Source organism: Nocardioides ungokensis, assembly GCF_013466985.1.
Taxonomy (GTDB): domain Bacteria; phylum Actinomycetota; class Actinomycetes; order Propionibacteriales; family Nocardioidaceae; genus Nocardioides; species Nocardioides ungokensis.
Genome location: NZ_CP059164.1, coordinates 2,715,648 through 2,735,515, shown reverse-complemented (window position 1 = coordinate 2,735,515; position 19,868 = coordinate 2,715,648). Strand labels below are relative to the sequence as shown.

The window sequence follows — 19,868 nt, the reverse complement described above, 5'->3', positions numbered from 1 at the left end:
CCCTAGGATCGACGCCCATGAGCGAGGAGACGGTGCGCCAGGACGGTGTCGGAGCGGCGGACGGCCTGGATCGCCTCTGGACGCCGCACCGGATGGCCTACATCCGCGGGGAGAACAAGCCGGCCGACGAGACGTCGGGGGAGTGCCCCTTCTGCCGGATCCCGCGGCTCGACGACGCCGACGGGCTCGTCGTACGCCGCGGGGAGCTGGCGTACGCCGTGCTGAACCTCTACCCCTACGCGCCCGGGCACCTGATGGTGTGCCCCTACCGCCACATCGCCGACTACACCGAGACCAGCGACGGCGAGGCGGCCGAGATCGCCGACTTGACGCGGGAGGCGATGCGGGTCGTCCGGGCGGTCTCGGGAGCGGGCGGCTTCAACATCGGCATGAACCAGGGCTACATCGCCGGCGCCGGCATCGCGGCCCACCTGCACCAGCACGTCGTCCCCCGGTGGCCGGGGGACCAGAACTTCATGCCGATCATCGGTCGCACCAAGACGCTGCCCGAGCTGCTGGGGGAGACCCGCTCGCTGCTGGCCGAGGCATGGGAGTCGGAGCGATGAGCACGCTCGTCGAGGACGCCGCGCTCGCCGCCGAGCTGGTCCGCGACGCCGGCCTGCTGGCCCGCCGGATGCGGGCTGAGGGTCTGGTCGCCGAGCAGAAGACCTCGGTCTCCGACATCGTCACGGCCGCCGACAAGGCGGCCGAGCGCCTCATCGTGGACCGGCTCGCCGCCGAGCGGCCGGACGACGCGATCGTGGGCGAGGAGGGCACCGACCGGCCCGGGACCAGCGGGCGGTCGTGGGTGATCGACCCCGTCGACGGCACCTACAACTTCCACCACGGGCTGAGCTGGTGGTGCTCGGCCATCGCGCTCACCGACCCCGACGACGTGCTGCTCGGCGCGGTCTACCACCCCCACGACGAGGTGCTGTTCGTGGGCGGCCCGGACCTGCCCCCGACCCGCAACGGCGAGCCGCTGGCCCGCCTGACCGACGTGCACCTCGCCGAGACCTGCGCGACGACCTACCTCCACCCGCCTCTCGACGACCCCGACATCGCCGGGGCCTTCGCGCGCGCCGCCTCCGGCGTGGCCACCATGCGGATGCTCGGCTCCGGCACCATGGATGCGATGGCGATCGCCCAGGGGCAGCTCGGCGTCAGCTTCCAGCACACCGTGGCCGACTGGGACCGCCTGCCCGGCGCCGCGATCATCCGTGGCGTCGGCGGCGACGCCCGTCGTACGACCGCCGGTGGCGTGGTCTGGTCGGTCGCCGGCGCCCCCAGCGCGGTGGCGGAGGTCTGCGCCGCGCTGGAGGCCGGATAACCCCCAACCGGGTCATTGCCTGCCCCCGGCACCCGGAGCATCGTGGGTCTGGAGCGGCGGCGCCGCTAGGGGCGTCGCCCCCCGAACTCTCCGAGGAGGCGGCACATGTACGCACGCTCCACCACCATCATGGGCGACCCGGGATCCATCGAGGCCGGGATCAGCCACGTCCGCGACGAGATCCTCCCGACGGTCACCGGCATGGACGGGTGCCTGGGCATGTCCCTGCTGGTCGACCGGGAGACCGGGCGATGCATCGCCACCACCTCCTGGGAGACCGAGGAGGACATGGCGGCCAGCCGGTCCTCGGTGCAGGCGATGCGGGCCCGGGCGACCGAGATCCTCGGTGGCGCCAGCCCCGTGGTCGAGGAGTGGGAGGTGGCCGTCATGCACCGTGACCACAACGCCCACGACGGCTGCGCCTGCCGGGTCACCTGGACCCGACCCAACGACCTGGACATGGCGATCGAGTTCTGGCGGACCAGCCTGCTCCCGCGCATCGAGGCCATCGACGGGTTCTGCAGCGCCAGCTTCCTCGTGGACCGGGCCGGCGGACGCGCCTGTGGAACCGTCACCTTCGACTCCCAGGCCGCGCTCGAGGCGAGCCGCGAGGAGGCAGCGGCGATCCGGGACACGGCTGCCCGGGGATCAGTGTCGAGTTCCTCGACATCGCCGAGCTCGAGCTGGCGCTGGCCCACCTGAGGCTGCCGGAGATGGTCTGACGGGGTCGTCGGACGGGCATTGCCTCCCCGGCTGATCGGGAGGAATCTGGGGGGAGCGGCGGCGCCGCGGGTGCCGCCCCGAAGCCGAGGAGGCGAGCCGATGTACGCACGCTCGATCACGATCATGGGCGACCCGGAGCGCCTGGACGAGGGCATCGCCTACGTCCGCGACGAGGTGATGCCGGCGATCACCGCCCTGGACGGCTGCGTCGGGCTGTCGATGCTCGTCGACAGCGGCAACGGGGAGTGCATCGTGACGAGCTCGTGGGAGACGGAGGAGACGATGCGGGCGAGCGACGTCCACCTCGCCCCCATGCGACGCGCGCGGCGGCGAGATCATGGGCGGTCCGCCCGAGGTCGCCGAGTGGGAGGTGGCCGTGATGCACCGCGCCCACGTCGCCCCCGCCGGCTCCTGCTGCCGGGTCACCTGGATGCGGCTGAACCACACCGACGTCGACCGCGGCATCGCGATCTACCGGGCCGCCATGCTCCCCGAGATGGAGTCGATCGAGGGATTCTGCAGCGCCAGCCTGCTGGTCGACCGGAAGGCGGGCCGTGCGTGCAACACCACGACGTACGACTCCCGCGAGGCCCTGGAGGCCAGCCGGGAGCGGAGCTGGACGATCCGCGACGCAGGCATCCGCGACGCCGGCGTGGACGTGCTCGACGTGGTCGAGTGCGACCTCGCGCTGGCGCACCTGAGGCTGCCCGAGCTGGTGTGAACCCGGGCAGCCAGTCAGCCCTGTCGGTCCGGGGTCACTTCTTCGGGTGGTGGATCTGCTCGGAGAGCGTCTCCTGCTGACCCTTGGCGCGCTTGTCGGCGCGCTTCTCCTTGATCGACTTGGCGGGCTTCTTGCTCATGTGTTGCCGGGGCGACTTGTCGGTCATCGGAGCTCCTAGGTGGGCAGCCTGGAGGTTGCCCACCTGCCACGGTACGCCCCGCCGTGCGAACCGGACCGGTTGCGACCGGTAGCCTGCTCCGACCATGTTGGATCGTTTCCGCGCCTTCTGGACGAAGGTCATCTCACCGGTCGCCCACCTGCTCATCCGGCTCGGGGTCAGCGCCGACGCCGTCACGCTCGTGGGCACGCTCGGCGTGTGCGCCGGAGCGCTGGTGTTCTTCCCCCAGGGGAAGCTGCTCACCGGCGTCCTGGTCATCAGCGCCTTCGTCTTCAGCGACCTGATCGACGGCTACATGGCCCGCCTCACCGGCAAGAGCAGCCCCTTCGGTGCGTTCCTCGACTCCACGCTCGACCGGATCGGTGACGGAGCCATCTTCGCCGGCCTGGCGCTGTACTTCGCCGGTGACGGCGACAGCCGCCTCTACCTCGCCCTGTGCCTCGTGTGTCTGGTGATGGGCGCGGTCACGTCGTACGCGCGGGCCCGCGCCGAGGGTCTCGGCTTCCAGGCCAAGGTCGGGATCGCCGAGCGCGCCGACCGCCTCGTCGCGATCCTGGCGATGACCGGGCTGAGCGGCATCTTCGACCTGCCGGTGCTGCTGTACGTCGCGCTCTGGGCCCTGGCGGTGGCCAGCACGGTCACCGTGGTCCAGCGGGTGTGGGTGGTCCGCGAGCAGGCCCGCGCGCTGCCGCCGGTCGAGCCCGGTCTCTGAGCGGTCCGGGCGGGGCCCTGACCGGGCTTGGCAGGGGCCTCCCGATTCCAGTCGGGCCGGCGCCGCGCCGTACGATTGCGGCATGGTCGAGAACACCCCCGAAGGCACGATCCACGGCGACAGCACCGGCACCACGCGCGTGAAGCGCGGCATGGCCGAGATGCTCAAGGGCGGCGTGATCATGGACGTGGTCACCGCCGAGCAGGCGAAGATCGCCGAGGACGCCGGCGCGGTGGCCGTGATGGCGCTGGAGCGGGTCCCGGCCGACATCCGTGCCCAGGGCGGGGTGTCGCGGATGAGCGACCCGGACATGATCGACGGGATCATCGAGGCGGTCTCGATCCCGGTGATGGCCAAGGCCCGGATCGGCCACTTCGCCGAGGCGCAGGTGCTGCAGTCCCTGGGTGTGGACTACATCGACGAGTCCGAGGTGCTGACCCCGGCCGACTACGCCAACCACATCGACAAGTGGGCCTTCACGGTGCCGTTCGTGTGTGGGGCGACCAACCTGGGTGAGGCGCTGCGCCGGATCACCGAGGGTGCGGCGATGATCCGCTCCAAGGGCGAGGCCGGGACCGGGGACGTGTCGAACGCGGTGACCCACATGCGCACCATCCGCGCCGAGATCCGCCGCCTGGGCGGGCTCGAGGCCGACGAGCTGTACGTCGCGGCCAAGGAGCTGCAGGCGCCCTACGAGCTGGTCAGGGAGGTCGCGGAGAAGGGCAAGCTCCCGGTGGTGCTGTTCACCGCCGGCGGCATCGCGACCCCGGCGGACGCGGCGATGATGATGCAGCTGGGCGCCGAGGGCGTCTTCGTGGGCTCGGGCATCTTCAAGGCCGGCAACCCCGCCCAGCGGGCCGAGGCGATCGTGAAGGCCACGACCTTCTTCGACGACCCCGACGTGGTCGCCAAGGTCTCCCGCGGCCTGGGCGAGGCCATGGTCGGCATCAACGTCGAGGAGCTCCCCCAGCCCCACCGCCTCTCCGAGCGTGGCTGGTAACGCCCGCTCCACAAAAGTAAAGGTCCCCCCACAGTCCCTCCACGTCTGGGTAACAACGGCGTAAGTCCCTGATTCGGTAGGGCAAGGTCCTCTCCTGTGGGGGGACCGACCGTCGAGTCCCCGGTAACCAAGGGGATTGACATGAAGAAGAGCACCAAGGGCGCACTCGCCGCCGGCGCGGCTGCCAGCCTCCTGCTGGGTGGCGCGGGCTCGCTGGCCTACTGGACCTCGACCGGCACGATCAGCCAGAGCAGCATCAGCTCCGGTGACCTGTCCTTGGGCAGCGCCGACTGCGGCACCGGTTGGTCGTTCGACGACGTCGAGGGGACCGGTGTCCTCACGGGCACCAGCAAGCTGGTTCCCGGTGACGTGCTCACCAAGACCTGCACGTACGTCATCACCGCCAAGGGCGACCACCTGAAGGCTGACGTCACCGCGTCGACGCCGAGCCTGACCGGCGCCCTGGCCGGTAGCCTCTCGGCGAGCGTGACCAACATCAAGGTGGACGGCGTGAACACCACGCACATCACCTCGGCCGATGACGGTAAGTCTCTCAGCGTTACGGTCGGCGTCACCTACGCCGGCACGAGTGGCAACACCACCAAGAACCTGAGCGCCGTGCTCAACGACATCACCGTCACCGCGACCCAGTCGCACGCCTGACCTCAGCTCAACACTCGGGTCTGAAGGGGGGCACCCGCTGTGACGCACAACTCTTGGATGCCGGCGCCGCTGCGCTGGGCAGGACTCGTCCTGTCCTGGCTGGTGATGTTGTCGGTGGGCGCGGCCCTGCTGGTCGCGCTCGTCATCCCGCGTCTGGCGGGTGCCACCCCGTACGTCATCGAGACGGGCTCGATGACCCCGAAGATGCCTCCGGGCACCCTCGTGGTCGTCAAGCCGGTCTCGCCCGACGACATCTCCACCGGAGACGTCGTCACCTACCAGATCAAGTCGGGCGACCCGACCGTGGTGACCCACCGGGTCATCCAGCAGGGCGTCGACATGACCGGGGAGCCGCGCTGGCGCACCCAGGGCGACGCCAACAACGCGCCCGACCAGAACTGGGTGCTCCCGGTCCAGATCAAGGGCAAGCGCTGGTACTACGTGCCCTACCTGGGCTACGCCACGACGTTCGTCACGCAGCAGCAGCGCAGCGTCCTGATGGGGATCGTCGTCATCGGCCTCCTCCTCTACGCCGCGAACATGTTCCGCGAGTCGATCCGGGACCGCCGGCGCGAGCGGGAGGCGGCGGCAGCTGCCGAGGCGGAGCCGGAGCAGTCCGGGCAGCCGGAGCAGCCGGTCGAGGTGACGGCGTGAACAGCCGTCGCCTGGGGGCGTTCCTCCTGGTCACCCTGATGGTGCTCTCGGTCGCCGGACCCTCGCAGGCGGCGATCAGCGCCCGCCAGTGGTCGCGCCTCGGCCTGAGCCGGATGGGCCACCACTGGTCGCCCAACCTGAACAAGCCGCTCTTCGGCCGCCACCTCGACCTGGTGCCCGGCCAGACCGAGAAGCGCACGTTCTACGTCCGCAACCAGAGCGGCGAGCAGGCACGGCTGCGGGTGAGCGTCAACATCACCAACGCGCACGGCAGCCTGCAGCGCGACGCCTTCCGGGTGGCCGCGCGGACCCGTGCCGGCTGGTGGCAGCACGTGCGCCACACCGGCAGCCACGCGGTGCTCTGGCGGACGATGGCCAGGGGCGCCGTCATCCCGGTGACCCTCCGGGTCCGGATCCGCCCCCGCGCCGACAACACATCCATGGACCGTGGCCTGCGCCTGCAGGTCAAGGTCCGTCTCTCCAAGAGGATCAGGTGACGTCATGACTTCCAACCTCGCGTCGGTGGGACGCGTGCTGGCCAACGCCCGCACCCGCGCCGCCCTCAGCCTCGGGGTCGTGATGGCCGTCGGTGCCACCGGCACGTTCGCCTACTGGACGGACTCCGTGCCGGTCACCGGCACGACCTTCACCGCGGGCACCATCGACCTCCAGGTCAACGGCGCCGACTCGGTGAGCGGCTACACCTCGCTCAACATCAGCAACATGGTGCCCGGCAACACGGTGGCGGGGACGCTGACCATCAAGAACAACGGCACCGCCCCGATGAAGTACACGGCCACCTCGACCTCCGCGCCGGCCGTGCTGAGCGGCGCGCTGACGGTGACCGTCACCGGCGCCTCGACCGTCACCGGGACCTCGCCCTCGGCCACCTGCGGCGGCACCGCGCTCCCGGGCGCCGGGAGCACGCTCGGTGGAGCGACGGCCGCCTCGCTCATCTCGACGGGTCGGCAGCTCAACCCGGGGGCCAGCGAGACGGTCTGCATCCAGGTCGGCATGCCTGCCGGCGCCCCCAGCTCCCTGCAGGGCGCCAGCAGCGCCGTCACCTTCACCTTCACGGGCACCTCGGACCTCTCATGACCGGCAGGCTCGGACAGGCGGTGGGGTGGGCCCGACAGGGCCTGCTCACCGTCGGTGCCGTGCTCGGCGTCGCCTGCATCCTGCTGACCCTGGGCGCGGCCCTCTTCGGGCTGCGCCCCCTGGTCTTCGAGTCCGGCTCCATGTCGCCGACCATCAAGACGGGTGACCTCGCGATCTCCCACCGGGTCGACGCCTCGTCGCTGCACAAGGGCGACATCGTGTCGGTGCCCACCGGGACCGGCACCCGGGTCACCCACCGGATCGTCTCGATGACCCATGAGGGTTCGGACGCGATCCTGGCCCTGCGCGGCGACGCCAACACCGCCACGGATGCGACGCCGTACCGGGTGAGCCACGCCGATGTCGTGCTCTTCCACGTCCCGCGGATCGGCTACGTCGTGGGCTGGCTCTCGGGTCCGATGGGCCTGTTCCTGCTCGGCCTGTACGCCGCGTTCCTGGTCTCGGTCCTCGTCAAGCGGACCCCCGAGTCGGGCCCCGGGGAGGGCGGGCCGGGGGAGCCGCTGTCGGCCGAGGAGCGGGTGGTCCCGCCGTCGATCCCGGCGCGCAGGACCTCGGCCCGCAACGCCAACGACAAGGCCCGCCTGATGGCGACCGGCGGGCTCTCGATCCTGGTCGCGGCGGGATTCCTGTCCGGCGCGGGCGCGCAGAGCAGCGTGACCCCGACCCTGGCCGCGTGGACCGACCCCGCGTCGATCACGGGGACGACGCTCACCGCAGGCACGGTGCCGGCGCCGCCGCCGAGCGGTGCCTCCGGGTCCACGTGCGCGCCGCTGGCCAACGCGAGCAACCAGGCGCGGGGCGTCGTCTACACCTGGCCGACTGCTCCAGCATCCGTGACGTACACCGCCACGGTGACGGGACTCACCGGTGCCACGTCCAGCTACGCCGTCGTCAACGGCAAGGCCACGCTGACCGTCACGTACGACGCGACCGTCACGGCCAACCGGAGCGTCCCGACGGTCACCGTCACGGCCACGGCTGCTCCGGCGGGCTCATCGTGGAACTCGACCACGACGACCCTCAAGTCCTTCTCCACTCCGCAGCAGCCGAGCTCCGACCCGACCTGTCTGCCGTAGGAGACCGGGGGAGCGCGCCGTACGGTGCTCAGATCGCGATCACTAGGATTTCAGCGTGACCAGCCCCACCATCGGAGTCTTCGCCCTGCAAGGTGACGTCCGCGAGCACCTGCGGGTGCTCGCCGACCTCGGCGTCCAGCCCCTCGCCGTACGCCGCCCGAGCGAGCTCGAGGCCTGTGACGGGCTGGTGATCCCCGGCGGCGAGTCCACCACCATGGCGAAGCTGGCCCGCACCTTCGAGCTCTTCGAGCCGCTGCGCGACCGGATCAAGCAGGGAATGCCTGCCTTCGGCACCTGCGCCGGAATGATCATGCTGGCCGACCGGATCGAGGACGGGGCGAAGGGCCAGGAGACGCTCGGCGGGCTGGACATCACGGTGCGCCGCAACGCGTTCGGGCGCCAGGTCGACTCCTTCGAGGGAGACCTCGACTTCGCCGGGCTCGACGGACCGGTGCACGCGATCTTCATCCGCGCGCCGTGGGTCGAGTCGGTCGGTGAGGACGTCGAGGCGCTCGCACGCGTGGACCACGGCCCGGCCGCGGGTAGGATCGTCGCCGTCCGGCAGGGGCCGCTGATGGCGACCTCGTTCCACCCTGAAGTGGGCGGGGACAGCCGGATCCACAAGATGTTCGTCGACCTGGTGCGGGACACCGGGGCGACTGACCGGCGCTAGCCGAACGGCTGCAACCGATCGGGTCCGCGGGGGCCCGACCGACGAGGACGTAGAAGAGGGACGCATGTCTGGCCACTCCAAATGGGCGACCACGAAGCACAAGAAGGCCGTCATCGACGCCAAGCGCGGCAAGCTGTTCGCCAAGCTGATCAAGAACATCGAGATCGCGGCGAAGATGGGCGGCCCGGACCCGGCCGGCAACCCGACGCTCTACGGACGCCATCCAGAAGGCGAAGAAGCAGTCGGTCCCCAACAAGAACATCGACTCCGCGGTCAAGCGCGGGGGTGGCCTCGACGGCGGTGGCGTCGACTACGAGACGATCATGTACGAGGTCTACGGCCCGCAGGGCGTGGCGCTGCTGGTCGAGTGCCTCACCGACAACCGCAACCGCGCTGCGATGGAGGTCCGCACCGCGGTCACCCGCAACGGCGGCACCATGGCCGACCCGGGCTCGGTCTCGCGCCTGTTCACCCGCAAGGGCGTCGTCGTGGCCAGCAAGAGCCAGGAGCGCGCCGGCAAGCCGTGGGACCTCACCGAGGACGACATCCTCGAGGCGACCCTTGACGCCGGTGCCGAGGACGTCATCGACCTCGGGGACACCTTCGAGATCCAGTCCGACGCCTCCGACGTCGTCGCGGTGCGTACGGCGCTGCAGGCCGCCGGCATCGACTACGAGTCCGCCGAGGTGCAGTTCGTGGCGACCATGGACATCCCGGTCGGCGAGGCCGACGTGGCCGAGAAGGTGTTCCGCCTGGTCGACGTGGTCGACGACCTCGACGACGTGCAGAACGTGTTCAGCAACGCCGACATCTCCGACGAGGCGCTCGAGGCCATCGACGCCTGACCGCGTGTCGCCCCGGCGTACGTCGGGGCGTCCGGTTAGCGTTGCTCCGAACAGGTGTTCGGACGGAAGGCTGGATCATGCGCGTGCTCGGGATCGACCCCGGCCTGACCCGCTGCGGCATGGGCGTGGTCGAGGGCCAGGTGGGCCGCCCGCTCTCGCTGGTCGACGTCAACGTCCTGCGCACCTCCTCGGACCTGCCGGTCGCCCAACGGCTGGTCACGATCGAGAAGGGCATCGACGCCTGGCTCGACGAGTACTCCCCGGACGCGGTGGCCGTCGAGCGGGTCTTCGCCCGCTCGGACGTGTCCACGGTCATGGGCACGGCCCAGGCCAGCGGCATTGCCCTGGTCTGCGCGGCCCGTCGGGGGATCCCGGTCGCCCTGCACACGCCCAGCGAGGTCAAGGCGGCCGTCTCCGGCAGCGGCCGCGCGGCCAAGGCCCAGGTGGGCGCGATGGTGACTCGGATCCTGCGGCTGGACGCGCCGCCGAAGCCGGCCGACGCTGCTGACGCGCTCGCGCTGGCCATCACCCACATCTGGCGCGGTGGCGCGCAGGCGCGCATCGACGCGGCACTGGCCGCCGCGACCGCCCAGCAGCAGCAGAGGAGCATCCGGAGATGATCGCCTTCGTCCGCGGTGAGGTCGCCGCCGTGACCCTGTCCAGCGCCGTGCTGGAGGTCGGGGGAGTGGGCCTCGAGCTCATGTGCACCCCCGGCACGCTCTCCACGCTGCGCACCGGCCAGCAGGCCACGCTGCCCACCAGCATGGTGGTCCGGGAGGACTCCCTGACCCTCTTCGGCTTCCTCGACGAGGACGAGAAGTCCTGCTTCGAGCTCGTGCAGACTGCCTCCGGTGTCGGGCCCAAGCTGGCGCAGGCGATGATCGCGGTGCTCAGCCCCGACGACCTGCGCCGCGCCGTCGCCGGCGACGACGTGAAGACCCTGACCCGCGTGCCCGGCATCGGGCAGAAGGGCGCCCAGCGGATCATCCTCGAGCTCAAGGACCGGCTCGGCGCCCCGGTCGGTGGCCGGAGCGCGAGCCTCGCGGCCGCCGCCGCGGCACCGTGGCGCGACCAGGTGCACCAGGGGCTGGTGGGGCTGGGCTGGCCGGCGCGCGACGCCGAGAAGGCGGTCGACGCGGTCGCGCCCGAGGCCGGTGACGTCCCCGACGTGGCGGCCCTGCTGCGCGCGGCCCTCCGCGCCCTGAGCAAGGCCTGATCCGGTGTACGACGACCATCTCGGCGCCGCCGAGGAGCAGCACCTCCGCTCGCTGACCGCGGCCGAGGCCGAGGGCGACGAGCGCGCGGTCGAGGCGGCCCTGCGGCCGCGGACCCTCGACGAGGTCGTCGGCCAGTCGCGGGTCCGGGCCCAGCTCGGGCTGGTGCTCGAGGCGGCCCGCCGCCGCGGCCGGGCTCCCGACCACGTGCTGCTCTCCGGGCCGCCCGGCCTCGGCAAGACCACGCTGGCCATGATCATCGCGAGCGAGATGACCGCGCCTCTGCGGCTGACCAGCGGCCCCGCCATCACGCACGCCGGTGACCTGGCCGCCATCCTCTCGGGGATGAACGAGGGCGACGTCCTCTTCGTCGACGAGATCCACCGGATGTCGCGGCCGGCCGAGGAGATGCTCTACATGGCCATGGAGGACTTCCGGGTCGACGTGGTCATCGGCAAGGGACCCGGCGCGACCGCGATCCCGCTCGAGATCCCGCCGTTCACGCTGGTCGGGGCGACCACGCGGGCCGGGCTGCTCCCAGGGCCGCTGCGCGACCGCTTCGGGTTCACCGGCCACCTGGAGTTCTACGAGCCCCACGAGCTGGACCGGATCGTGCACCGCTCGGCCGGGCTCCTCGGGGTCGAGCTCACGGGGGAGGGAGCGGCCGAGATCGCGTCGCGCTCCCGCGGGACCCCGCGCATCGCCAACCGGTTGCTGCGTCGTGTGCGCGACTACGCCCAGGTCCGCGCCGACGGCGTCGTCACCCTGCCGGTCTCCCAGGCCGCCCTCGACCTCTACGAGGTCGACGAGCTGGGCCTGGACCGACTCGACCGGTCGGTCATCGACGTGCTGTGCCGCCGCTTCGGTGGTGGCCCGGTCGGGCTCTCCACCCTGGCGGTCGCCGTGGGGGAGGAGCGGGAGACCGTCGAGGAGGTCGCGGAGCCGTTCCTGGTGCGCAACGGCTTCCTCGCGCGCACGCCCAGGGGCCGGATCGCGACGCCGGCCGCGTGGCAGCACCTCGGGCTCGCCGTACCCCCCTCAGCGGTGCTCGGCGGCGGCGATGCCCCGCTCTTCGACGACTGACTCGCAGGTGCGTGGTCAATAGCGGTCTGGATCACAGTCGCGGCTACACTTGCCCGTCGGTCGGCTCGTTCCGACCGACCACACCCCTATTTCTGCACGCTCGAGAGGTTGTTTCGTGCCGGAGCTCGTCTCTGTGCTGCCCCTGGTGGCCATCGCTCTGCTCTTCTGGTTGCTGCTCGTGCGACCGGCGTCGAGGCGGAACAAGGAACTCGCACGCATGCAGGCCTCGTTGAAGGTGGGTGACGAGGTCATGCTGACCTCGGGAATTTTCGGGACCCTGCGGGAGGCGGACGACGACCACGTCCGCGTCGAGGTTGCCGAGGGAGTGACCCTCAAGGTCGCCCGCGGTGCCGTGGGAACGGTCGCACAGCCAGGGCCTGCCGAGCGCGGGCCGGAGGAGAACTGACATGGCACGCAAGACCGCTCGCCCAGGGCGCACCGTCGCGGTGTTCTTCCTGGGTCTGGCGATCGCCTACGGCCTGGTGGCGCTCGGCGGCACCTGGAAGCCGGCCCTGGGCCTGGACCTGCAGGGCGGCACGCGGATCACGCTGACCGCCAAGGGCAGCCCGGCCGCCGACCAGCTCAGCGAGGCACGGGGGATCATCGACCAGCGAGTCAACGGCTCCGGAGTCACCGAGGCGGAGGTGACGACGCAGGGCGGCAACCTGATCGTCGTCGAGATCCCCGGCAAGACCCGCAGCGACCTGGTCGACACCGTCAAGCGCCAGGCACAGCTGCGCTTCCGCCTGGTGGCCTGCTCCTCCCAGTCGCCCACCTGCGGCTCGACGTCCACGCCGACCACCGGCTCCGGCGTCACCCCGTCGGTGCCCAGCGCGTCGCCCTCGGCGTCCTCCGGCAGCTCGAGCAAGTCCGGCTCCAGCAAGTCGAGCTCGAGCAAGTCGAGCTCCAAGAACCGCGCTCCGTTCCTGATGAAGGACCAGAGCAAGAAGAACAGCACCGCGAAGAGCACCAAGAGCGCCTCGCCGTCTCCCAGCTCCTCGCCGTCGTCGTCCTCGTCGTCGTCCCCGTCGCCGTCGTCGTCCCCGACGACCTCGCCGAGCGGTGGCTCGCTCGTGGACCAGCCGCTGCAGTGGATGGACAACCCCGACCCCGCCTCGGTCGCGGCGTACAACAAGTTCCAGTGCCCGACCAAGGGCGTCCCCCAGGTCAACGACGTCCCCGACCAGCCGCTGGTCACCTGTGACTCCGACGGCGTCAAGTACCTCCTCTCCGCCGCGATGATCGAGGGCACCGATCTCAAGAGCGCTGACGCGGTCGTGCCGTCCCAGCAGATCAACTGGGTGGTCTCCCTGGCCTTCAACGGCACCGGCACCGACCAGTTCACGCAGATCTCGCGGGCGCTCTACGGCACCAACAAGCAGTTCGCCGTGGTGCTCGACGGCCAGGTCCTCTCGGCGCCGACGATGAACGGCCTGATCACCAACGGCCAGGCGCAGATCGAGGGCAACTTCAACCAGTCGACCGCCCAGAGCCTGGCCACCAGCCTCAAGTACGGCGCCCTGCCGATCGCCTTCGAGAAGGGCGGGACCCAGGTCCAGACGATCGGCCCCTCGCTCGCGGGTGACCAGCTCTCCGCCGGCATCACCGCCGGCATCATCGGTCTGCTGCTGGTGATGATCTACTGCCTCATCTACTACCGCGGCCTCGGCCTCGTCGTGATCGCCTCCCTCCTCGTGGCGGGTGCGGTGACCTACGCGATGGTCCTGCTGCTGAGCAAGGGCGCGGGCTTCACGCTCTCGCTGCCCGGCATCGCCGGCCTGATCGTCGCGGTCGGCATCACCGCAGACTCGTTCATCGTCTACTTCGAGCGCATCCGTGACGAGATGCGCGACGGCAAGTCGATGCGGGTCGCGGTCGAGGCCGGCTGGAAGCGCGCCCGGAACACCTGTCTGGCCGCCGACACCGTCTCGCTGCTCGCGGCCGTGGTGCTCTACATCTTCGCCGCCGGCGTGGTGAAGGGCTTCGCGTTCGCGCTGGGGCTCTCCACCATCATCGACATCGCGATCTTCTTCTGGTTCACCCACCCGATGGTCTCGTGGCTGGCCCGCTTCAAGTTCTTCAACCGTGGACACAAGCTCTCGGGCCTGGACGCGGAGAATCTCGGCATCGATCGCATCACCGTGGGAGGGAGGGCCTGATGGGCAAGTTCTCGCGTCTCGGCAACGACCTCTACTCGGGCCGGAAGTCGATCGACTTCGTCGGCCGCAAGTGGCTCTGGTACGCCATGTCCGGAGTCATCGTCGTGCTCGCAGTCGGAGGCCTGTACTTCAAGGGCCTCAACATGGGCATCGAGTTCACGGGCGGTGCGCAGTACACCGTCTCCCTGCCCTCGAGCCAGGTCACGCAGACCGAGGCCGACAACCTGCGCAACGCCGTCGCCGGCACCGGCATCAGCGGTGCCGCCGCGCCGGTGGTCACCACGTCCGGCTCGAACGCCATCCTCGTCCAGACCGAGCCCCTCTCCAGTGCGGAGAGCAACAAGGTCGTCGACACGATCGTCCAGGAGACGGGCGTCGACCCGAACAAGGCGATCTCCCAGGACACGATCGGCGCCAGCTGGGGCCAGGAGGTCGCCAAGCGCTCGGCGACCGGCCTCGTGGTGTTCCTGGTGCTCGTGGTCCTCTTCATCTGGGCCTACTTCCGCCAGTGGAAGATGTCGGTGGCCGCGATCGTGGCCCTCGCCCACGACGTCGTGATCACGGTCGGTGTCTACGCCCTCTCCGGGTTCGAGGTCACACCGGCAACGGTGACGGGCATCCTGACCATCCTCGGCTTCTCGCTGTACGACACCGTCGTGGTGTTCGACAAGGTGCGAGAGAACACCAAGCGCCTCAGCGAGCGCCGTACGACGTACGCCGCCCAGGCCAACCTGGCCGTCAACCAGACCCTGGTGCGCTCGATCAACACCTCCATCGTGGCGCTGATCCCGGTGGGCGCGATCCTCTACGTCGGTGCGGTCCAGCTCGGCAGCGGCTCGCTGAAGGACCTCGCGCTGGCCCTGTTCGTCGGCATGGCCGCGGGCGCCTACTCCTCGATCTTCATCGCGACGCCGCTGCTGGCTCAGCTGAAGTCCAGCGAGTCCGAGGTGCAGCTCGCCGAGAAGCGGGCCAAGGCGCGAGAGCGTCACCAGGCCGACCGCTACGCCGCGGTGCCCGCGTTCACCGAGGACATGCCGATCCAGGGCGAGCCCGGCGCCGCCCGTGAGGAGCACCCGGACGAGCCGGAGTCTCCGGCCGCCGGTGCGCCCGCAGCGCGCCGACCTCCCGAGGCCGCCGGTCGCGGCCGGGTCGCGCCCCCCGCCCGGGGCCCGGTGCGCCCGAGTGGCGCCTCCGGCCGCCAGCAGCCCTCACGGCAGACCAGGTCCAAGCGGGGCAAGAAGTGACCGATGGCGTGGCCGCGGCGCGAGCCGCGCTGGAGCGCCTGGTCGTCGACGTCCCGGACTTCCCGGAGCCGGGCGTCGTCTTCAAGGACATCACCCCGCTGCTGGCCGACCACACCGGCTTCGCGTCGGTGATCACCGCCCTCGCGCTGGCCGGACGCGACCAGGACGGCACCCCGGTCGTGGACAAGGTCGTCGGCATGGAGGCACGGGGCTTCATCCTCGCCGCCCCCGTGGCGCTGGCGCTCGGAACCGGCTTCGTGCCCGTCCGCAAGGCCGGGAAGCTCCCGCGCGGCACCCACGCGGTGTCCTACGCGCTGGAGTACGGCGAGGCCACGCTCGAGCTGCACCGCGACGCGATCTCGCCCGGCGACCGGGTCCTCCTGGTCGACGACGTGCTCGCGACCGGCGGCACCGCCCGGGCTACCCGCGAGCTGATCGAGAGCTGTGGCGGAACCGCCCACGGCCTCGCCGTCCTCATGGAGCTCGGCTTCCTGTCCGGACGTGGCGCCATCGGGGACCTCCCGGTTTCCACGCTGATGACGGTCTGACCCCGGCTGCCTTCTAGACTGGGCGAGTGACCGAGGACCGCGCCGCCCAGCCGACGCGGGAACGGGTCCCGGACAGCCCGGGCTCGACCCGCAGCATGCGGGCGCGCCTGGCGCGCATGGGCCGCAGCAACCAGCCCGGCAACCCCGTCCTCGAGCCCTTGTTCCGGGCGGTCCGCGCCAACCACCCCAAGGCCGACCTGGCGCTGCTCGAGCGGGCCTACGTGACCGCCGAGAAGCTGCACGGGTCGCAGATGCGCAAGAGCGGCGACCCCTACATCACCCACCCGCTCGCGGTCACCACCATCCTGGCCGGCATCGGGATGACCGAGCCGACGTTGGTGGCCTCGCTCCTGCACGACACGGTCGAGGACACGCCGTACACGCTCGACCAGCTGCGCAGCGAGTTCGGTGACGAGGTCGCCCGGCTGGTCGACGGCGTGACCAAGCTCGACAAGGTCAAGTACGGCGACTCGGCGCAGGCCGAGACGATCCGCAAGATGATCGTCGCGATGTCGCGCGACATCCGGGTCCTGGTCATCAAGCTGGCCGACCGGCTGCACAACATGCGGACCCTGCGCTACGTGCCCCAGGCCAGCCAGGAGCGCACCGCCCGCGAGACCCTTGACATCTACGCCCCGCTGGCCCACCGCCTGGGCATGAACACCCTCAAGTGGGAGCTCGAGGACCTCGCCTTCGCCACGCTGCACCCCAAGATCTACGACGAGATCGTGCGGATGGTCGCCGAGCGGGCACCCTCGCGGGACCAGTTCCTCGCCGAGGTGATCGACCAGGTCGAGGCCGACCTGCGCGAGGCGAAGGTGAAGGCGACCGTGACCGGCCGCCCGAAGCACTACTACTCGATCTACCAGAAGATGATCGTCGGGGGGCGCGAGTTCTCCGACATCTACGACCTGGTCGGCATCCGGATCCTCGTCGAGGAGGACCGGGACTGCTACTCCGTCCTCGGCGTGCTGCACTCGCGCTGGAACCCCGTGCTCGGGCGGTTCAAGGACTACGTCGCGATGCCGAAGTTCAACATGTACCAGTCGCTGCATACGACCGTGATCGGCCCGCAGGGCAAGCCGGTCGAGCTGCAGATCCGGACCTTCGCCATGCACCGTCGCGCCGAGTACGGCGTCGCGGCGCACTGGAAGTACAAGGAGGACGGCCGCAACGGCGTCGACACCGAGCGCCGCGCCGACCTCGACGACATGACGTGGGTCCGGCAGCTGCTGGACTGGCAGAGCGAGGTCGAGGACCCGGGCGAGTTCCTGGAGTCGCTGCGCTTCGAGATCAACCGGGCCGAGGTCTACGTCTTCACCCCGCGCGGCGACGTGATCGCGCTGCCCACCGGCGCGACGCCGGTCGACTTCGCCTACGCCGTGCACACCGAGGTCGGTCACCACACGATCGGCGCCCGCGTGAACGGCCGGCTGGTGCCGCTGGAGTCCACCCTCGAGAACGGCGACGTGGTCGAGGTGTTCACCTCCAAGTCGCCCACGGCCGGACCGTCCCGCGACTGGCTCACCTTCGTCAAGTCGCCCCGGGCGCGCTCGAAGATCCGGCAGTGGTTCACCAAGGAGCGGCGCGAGGAGGCCATCGAGCGGGGCAAGGACCAGATCGCCCGCCTGATGCGCAAGGAGGGGCTGCCCCTCAAGCGGCTCCTCTCCCACGAGTCGCTGATGCTGGCGGCCGTCCACTTCAAGCTGGCCGACGTCACGGGGCTGTACGCCGCGGTCGGCGAGGGCAACCTGAGCGCGCAGGCCGTCGTACGCCGCGTCATCGACCTGCACGGCGGCGACGAGGGCGCCCAGGAGGACCTCGCCGAGGGCGTCACCATCACCGGCCGCCGCGGACGCTCGAAGGTGCAGGCCGGCGGCGACGCCGGCGTCATCGTCAAGGGTGCCCCCGACGTGTGGGTCAAGCTCGCGAAGTGCTGCACCCCGGTGCCGCCGGACGCCATCCTCGGGTTCGTCACCAAGGGCGGTGGTGTGTCGGTGCACCGTCAGGACTGCACCAACGCCGCCAGCCTCCAGTCACAGCCCGAGCGCCTGCTGGACGTCGAGTGGGCCCCGACCGGCCAGTCGACGTCCTGGTCAACATCCAGGTCGAGGCCCTCGACCGGGCGCGCCTGCTCTCCGACATCACCATGGTGCTGTCCGACGCGCACGTGAACATCCTCAGCGCCCAGCTCTCCACCACCCGCGACCGGGTCGCCAAGAGCCGCTTCACCTTCGAGATGGCCGAGGCCAAGCACCTCGACAACGTCCTCAAGGCCGTGCGCAGCGTCCCCGGCGTCTTCGACGCCTACCGCGTCACGCAGTGACGCCTCGGGTGGTCGGCCTCTGCTTGGGCCGCGCCACTCGTCCGCCGCCGGCGGCTTGCGGGCCCGCCGAGGCTGCGGTGATTGGCAGTTACGGGGCCAGGTGCGCCGTGGCAGCGGCTGCTCCCCGGCTTGCGGGCATCGGCCGCCACCGATTGGTCAGAAACTGCATGCATTCCGCCGAACTCATGCGGTTGGTGACCAATCGGCGAAGGCCGCGAACCGGAAAGTCGGGAGCCGACCTCTTAGTCGGCGGACCGTCCCCGTAGCTGCGAAGGACCGCATCCACCCACGACGCGCAAGGCAGCCGGCGGGCGTCAGGGTGCGCCCGCCGTTCGCTCCTTGCCTACCTACGAAGAGAAGTCGGCCGAGGCCTTGCGGGCCATCTCGAGGAACTGCTGCCGGGAGGCGAGGTTCTCCTCCAGCTCCCTGACCTTCTTCTCGTTGCCGGCAGACCGGGCCTTCGCGAGGTCTTCCTCGACATCGGCGATGGCGGCCTCGAGCTTGCTGACCATGTCGTCGCGCGAGCGGACTTCTCGGGGTCGGAGCGACGCCACTGCTCGTCCTCGACGCCGCGGATCGCCGTCTCCACCTTGCGGATGCGGCCCTCGAGCTCCTTCATCCGGTCCCGCGGCACCTTGCCGGCGGCGTCCCAGCGCTCCGCGATGTCGCGGAAGGCGCGCTTGGCGGCCTCGACATCGGTGACCGGCAGCAGCGCCTCCGCCTCGACCAGGAGCTTCTCCTTGACCTCGGCGTTGGCGGCGAACTCCTTGTCCTGCTCGGCGGTGGCCGCGTCGCGCGCCCCGAAGAACGCGTCCTGGCGCCGCGGAACCGTCGCCAGAGCGCCTCGTCGACGTCACGCGGTGCCGGCCCTGCGGCCTTCCACTGCTGCATCAGGTCGCGGTAGCGGCCGGCGGTCGGGCCCCAGTCGGTCGAGTCCGCGAGCGACTCGGCCTCGGTGGCCAGCCGCTCCTTGACGACGCGCCCGCGGCGTCGCGCTTCTCGTGCTGCTCGGAGAAGTGCGCCTTGCGGCGGCGCGTGTACGACGTGCGCGCGGTGGAGAAGCGACGCCACAGCGCGTCGTCGGAGGCGCGGTCGATGCGGGGGAGCGCCTTCCACTGCTCGAGGAGCTCACGCAGCCGGTTCGGCCGTTGCGCCAGTCGTGCCCTCGGCCAGCTTCTCGGCCTCGGCGACGATCTTCTCCTTGTCCGCTCGCGAGGCCGCGGCGCGCTGCGCCTTCTCGGCCTTGCGGGCCTCGCGCTGGCCCTCGATCACCGGGGCGAGCGCGTCGAGGCGCGTCACCAGCCCGTCGAGGTCACCCACCGCGTGCGCGTCGGTGACCTGCGTGCGCACGGTCTGCACCGACTCGGCGGCCTCCTCGGCGGAGAGCACACCGGACTTGATCCGCTGCTCGAGCAGCTCGACCTCGAAGGCGAGGGCGTCGTACCGCTCGGTGAAGAAGTGCAGCGCCTCCTCGGGCGTGCCCTCGGGGTACTGCCCCACGGAGCGTTCGCCGTCGGCGGTCTTCACGTAGACGGTCCCGTCGTCGTCGACTCGACCCCACTGATGACTCGTCACTGCATCTACCCCGATCGATCTGTTC

General features: G+C 70.7%; 23 protein-coding genes and 5 pseudogenes. 21 read left to right on the top strand and 7 right to left on the bottom strand.

The window, feature by feature from the left end:
• Positions 1-17 precede the first annotated feature (17 nt).
• From H0S67_RS13505 to H0S67_RS13495, 3 genes are all read left to right on the top strand, one after another.
• A complete protein-coding gene (locus tag H0S67_RS13505; protein WP_180933478.1) occupies positions 18-566 on the top strand; it encodes an HIT family protein in 549 nt (182 codons plus the stop codon).
• A complete protein-coding gene (locus tag H0S67_RS13500) occupies positions 563-1,330 on the top strand; it encodes an inositol monophosphatase family protein (protein WP_180933477.1) in 768 nt (255 codons plus the stop codon). The genes H0S67_RS13505 and H0S67_RS13500 overlap by 4 nt, the downstream gene beginning before the upstream one ends.
• A gap of 105 nt (positions 1,331-1,435) precedes the next feature.
• Positions 1,436-2,032: an antibiotic biosynthesis monooxygenase gene (locus tag H0S67_RS13495; RefSeq protein WP_246354731.1), complete on the top strand. Its 597-nt coding sequence runs from the start codon at positions 1,436-1,438 to the stop codon at positions 2,030-2,032.
• A 179-nt stretch (positions 2,033-2,211) separates the two neighbouring features.
• On the opposite strand, the gene H0S67_RS25350 is transcribed toward H0S67_RS13495, so the two are convergent.
• Positions 2,212-2,367: a hypothetical protein gene (locus H0S67_RS25350; protein WP_246354730.1), complete on the bottom strand. Its 156-nt coding sequence runs from the start codon at positions 2,365-2,367 to the stop codon at positions 2,212-2,214.
• Between the two features lie 23 nt (positions 2,368-2,390).
• Between H0S67_RS25350 and H0S67_RS25345 the strand changes: the two genes are divergently transcribed.
• Positions 2,391-2,774, top strand: coding sequence for a hypothetical protein (locus tag H0S67_RS25345; RefSeq protein ID WP_246354729.1), 384 nt, complete (start codon positions 2,391-2,393; stop codon positions 2,772-2,774).
• A 34-nt stretch (positions 2,775-2,808) separates the two neighbouring features.
• On the opposite strand, the gene H0S67_RS26750 is transcribed toward H0S67_RS25345, so the two are convergent.
• Positions 2,809-2,940 (bottom strand): hypothetical protein, encoded by a 132-nt coding sequence (locus tag H0S67_RS26750; RefSeq protein WP_281368852.1) that lies wholly within the window; start codon positions 2,938-2,940, stop codon positions 2,809-2,811.
• A 97-nt stretch (positions 2,941-3,037) separates the two neighbouring features.
• Between H0S67_RS26750 and pgsA the strand changes: the two genes are divergently transcribed.
• The 17 genes and pseudogenes from pgsA to H0S67_RS13405 all read left to right on the top strand — a co-directional run bounded on the left by pgsA (position 3,038) and on the right by H0S67_RS13405 (position 18,268).
• Positions 3,038-3,664 (top strand): phosphatidylinositol phosphate synthase, encoded by a 627-nt coding sequence (pgsA, locus tag H0S67_RS13485; protein ID WP_180933476.1) that lies wholly within the window; start codon positions 3,038-3,040, stop codon positions 3,662-3,664.
• Positions 3,665-3,746: 82 nt separating this feature from the next.
• Entirely contained in the window at positions 3,747-4,664 is a 918-nt protein-coding gene (pdxS, locus tag H0S67_RS13480) for a pyridoxal 5'-phosphate synthase lyase subunit PdxS (RefSeq protein ID WP_180933475.1), read from the top strand.
• Between the two features lie 141 nt (positions 4,665-4,805).
• Complete coding sequence (locus H0S67_RS13475) at positions 4,806-5,327, top strand: alternate-type signal peptide domain-containing protein (RefSeq protein ID WP_180933474.1); 522 nt, start codon at positions 4,806-4,808, stop codon at positions 5,325-5,327.
• 39 nt (positions 5,328-5,366) lie between these two features.
• The gene (locus H0S67_RS13470; RefSeq protein WP_246354728.1) at positions 5,367-5,981 is read left to right on the top strand and encodes a signal peptidase I; all 615 of its coding nucleotides are present in this window, start codon (positions 5,367-5,369) and stop codon (positions 5,979-5,981) included.
• On the top strand, positions 5,978-6,478 hold the full coding sequence (locus H0S67_RS13465; RefSeq protein WP_180933473.1) for a hypothetical protein: 501 nt from the start codon (positions 5,978-5,980) through the stop codon (positions 6,476-6,478). The genes H0S67_RS13470 and H0S67_RS13465 overlap by 4 nt, the downstream gene beginning before the upstream one ends.
• Positions 6,479-6,482: 4 nt before the next feature.
• On the top strand, positions 6,483-7,079 hold the full coding sequence (locus H0S67_RS13460; RefSeq protein ID WP_180933472.1) for a TasA family protein: 597 nt from the start codon (positions 6,483-6,485) through the stop codon (positions 7,077-7,079).
• On the top strand, positions 7,076-8,176 hold the full coding sequence (locus tag H0S67_RS13455) for a signal peptidase I (protein ID WP_180933471.1): 1,101 nt from the start codon (positions 7,076-7,078) through the stop codon (positions 8,174-8,176). Before H0S67_RS13460 ends, H0S67_RS13455 begins: the two co-directional genes overlap by 4 nt.
• A 55-nt stretch (positions 8,177-8,231) precedes the next feature.
• Positions 8,232-8,849: a pyridoxal 5'-phosphate synthase glutaminase subunit PdxT gene (gene pdxT / locus H0S67_RS13450; RefSeq protein WP_180933470.1), complete on the top strand. Its 618-nt coding sequence runs from the start codon at positions 8,232-8,234 to the stop codon at positions 8,847-8,849.
• Positions 8,850-8,913: 64 nt separating this feature from the next.
• Positions 8,914-9,694, top strand: a pseudogene (locus tag H0S67_RS13445) (YebC/PmpR family DNA-binding transcriptional regulator).
• A 77-nt stretch (positions 9,695-9,771) separates the two neighbouring features.
• Positions 9,772-10,314, top strand: a complete 543-nt coding sequence (gene ruvC, locus H0S67_RS13440; RefSeq protein WP_180933469.1) for a crossover junction endodeoxyribonuclease RuvC — start codon at positions 9,772-9,774, stop codon at positions 10,312-10,314.
• Positions 10,311-10,910: a Holliday junction branch migration protein RuvA gene (gene ruvA / locus H0S67_RS13435; protein WP_180933468.1), complete on the top strand. Its 600-nt coding sequence runs from the start codon at positions 10,311-10,313 to the stop codon at positions 10,908-10,910. Before ruvC ends, ruvA begins: the two co-directional genes overlap by 4 nt.
• 52 nt (positions 10,911-10,962) lie before the next feature.
• On the top strand, positions 10,963-11,991 hold the full coding sequence (ruvB, locus tag H0S67_RS13430; protein ID WP_219635716.1) for a Holliday junction branch migration DNA helicase RuvB: 1,029 nt from the start codon (positions 10,963-10,965) through the stop codon (positions 11,989-11,991).
• Positions 11,992-12,106: 115 nt separating this feature from the next.
• Entirely contained in the window at positions 12,107-12,397 is a 291-nt protein-coding gene (yajC, locus tag H0S67_RS13425) for a preprotein translocase subunit YajC (RefSeq protein WP_180933466.1), read from the top strand.
• A 1-nt stretch (position 12,398) separates the two neighbouring features.
• Positions 12,399-14,150, top strand: a complete 1,752-nt coding sequence (gene secD, locus H0S67_RS13420) for a protein translocase subunit SecD (RefSeq protein ID WP_180933465.1) — start codon at positions 12,399-12,401, stop codon at positions 14,148-14,150.
• Positions 14,150-15,394, top strand: a complete 1,245-nt coding sequence (gene secF / locus H0S67_RS13415; protein ID WP_180933464.1) for a protein translocase subunit SecF — start codon at positions 14,150-14,152, stop codon at positions 15,392-15,394. Before secD ends, secF begins: the two co-directional genes overlap by 1 nt.
• A gap of 8 nt (positions 15,395-15,402) precedes the next feature.
• A complete protein-coding gene (locus tag H0S67_RS13410; RefSeq protein WP_246354727.1) occupies positions 15,403-15,942 on the top strand; it encodes an adenine phosphoribosyltransferase in 540 nt (179 codons plus the stop codon).
• 95 nt (positions 15,943-16,037) lie between these two features.
• A pseudogene (locus H0S67_RS13405) lies at positions 16,038-18,268 on the top strand (RelA/SpoT family protein).
• Between the two features lie 347 nt (positions 18,269-18,615).
• Here the strand turns inward: H0S67_RS13405 and H0S67_RS25340 are convergent.
• The 5 genes and pseudogenes from H0S67_RS25340 to H0S67_RS25325 form a co-directional block, all read right to left on the bottom strand.
• The gene (locus H0S67_RS25340) at positions 18,616-18,822 is read right to left on the bottom strand and encodes a hypothetical protein (protein WP_246354726.1); all 207 of its coding nucleotides are present in this window, start codon (positions 18,820-18,822) and stop codon (positions 18,616-18,618) included.
• Positions 18,823-18,950: 128 nt separating this feature from the next.
• Positions 18,951-19,106, bottom strand: a pseudogene (locus H0S67_RS25335) (DUF349 domain-containing protein); the annotation flags it as partial.
• Between the two features lie 74 nt (positions 19,107-19,180).
• Positions 19,181-19,339, bottom strand: a pseudogene (locus H0S67_RS25330) (hypothetical protein); the annotation flags it as partial.
• Positions 19,309-19,404, bottom strand: a pseudogene (locus H0S67_RS27390) (hypothetical protein); the annotation flags it as partial. The pseudogenes H0S67_RS27390 and H0S67_RS25330, both read right to left, overlap by 31 nt.
• Positions 19,397-19,843 carry a DUF349 domain-containing protein gene (locus H0S67_RS25325; protein ID WP_246354725.1) on the bottom strand — a complete coding sequence of 149 codons (447 nt, stop codon included), beginning with the start codon at positions 19,841-19,843 and terminating at the stop codon, positions 19,397-19,399. The pseudogene H0S67_RS27390 and the gene H0S67_RS25325, both read right to left, overlap by 8 nt.
• Positions 19,844-19,868 lie beyond the last annotated feature (25 nt).

What these genes read in the sequence shown, in the direction of transcription:
- H0S67_RS26750 (WP_281368852.1), bottom strand. Translation starts at nt 2,940, where the DNA reads ATGACCGACAAGTCGCCCCGGCAACACATGAGCAAGAAGCCCGCCAAG.
- secD (WP_180933465.1), top strand. Translation starts at nt 12,399, where the DNA reads ATGGCACGCAAGACCGCTCGCCCAGGGCGCACCGTCGCGGTGTTCTTC.
- H0S67_RS13505 (WP_180933478.1), top strand. Translation starts at nt 18, where the DNA reads ATGAGCGAGGAGACGGTGCGCCAGGACGGTGTCGGAGCGGCGGACGGC.
- H0S67_RS25350 (WP_246354730.1), bottom strand. Translation starts at nt 2,367, where the DNA reads ATGGGGGCGAGGTGGACGTCGCTCGCCCGCATCGTCTCCTCCGTCTCC.
- H0S67_RS13475 (WP_180933474.1), top strand. Translation starts at nt 4,806, where the DNA reads ATGAAGAAGAGCACCAAGGGCGCACTCGCCGCCGGCGCGGCTGCCAGC.
- pdxS (WP_180933475.1), top strand. Translation starts at nt 3,747, where the DNA reads ATGGTCGAGAACACCCCCGAAGGCACGATCCACGGCGACAGCACCGGC.
- secF (WP_180933464.1), top strand. Translation starts at nt 14,150, where the DNA reads ATGGGCAAGTTCTCGCGTCTCGGCAACGACCTCTACTCGGGCCGGAAG.
- H0S67_RS13500 (WP_180933477.1), top strand. Translation starts at nt 563, where the DNA reads ATGAGCACGCTCGTCGAGGACGCCGCGCTCGCCGCCGAGCTGGTCCGC.
- H0S67_RS13455 (WP_180933471.1), top strand. Translation starts at nt 7,076, where the DNA reads ATGACCGGCAGGCTCGGACAGGCGGTGGGGTGGGCCCGACAGGGCCTG.
- H0S67_RS25345 (WP_246354729.1), top strand. Translation starts at nt 2,391, where the DNA reads ATGGGCGGTCCGCCCGAGGTCGCCGAGTGGGAGGTGGCCGTGATGCAC.
- H0S67_RS13460 (WP_180933472.1), top strand. Translation starts at nt 6,483, where the DNA reads ATGACTTCCAACCTCGCGTCGGTGGGACGCGTGCTGGCCAACGCCCGC.
- ruvA (WP_180933468.1), top strand. Translation starts at nt 10,311, where the DNA reads ATGATCGCCTTCGTCCGCGGTGAGGTCGCCGCCGTGACCCTGTCCAGC.
- ruvC (WP_180933469.1), top strand. Translation starts at nt 9,772, where the DNA reads ATGCGCGTGCTCGGGATCGACCCCGGCCTGACCCGCTGCGGCATGGGC.
- pgsA (WP_180933476.1), top strand. Translation starts at nt 3,038, where the DNA reads ATGTTGGATCGTTTCCGCGCCTTCTGGACGAAGGTCATCTCACCGGTC.
- H0S67_RS13495 (WP_246354731.1), top strand. Translation starts at nt 1,436, where the DNA reads ATGTACGCACGCTCCACCACCATCATGGGCGACCCGGGATCCATCGAG.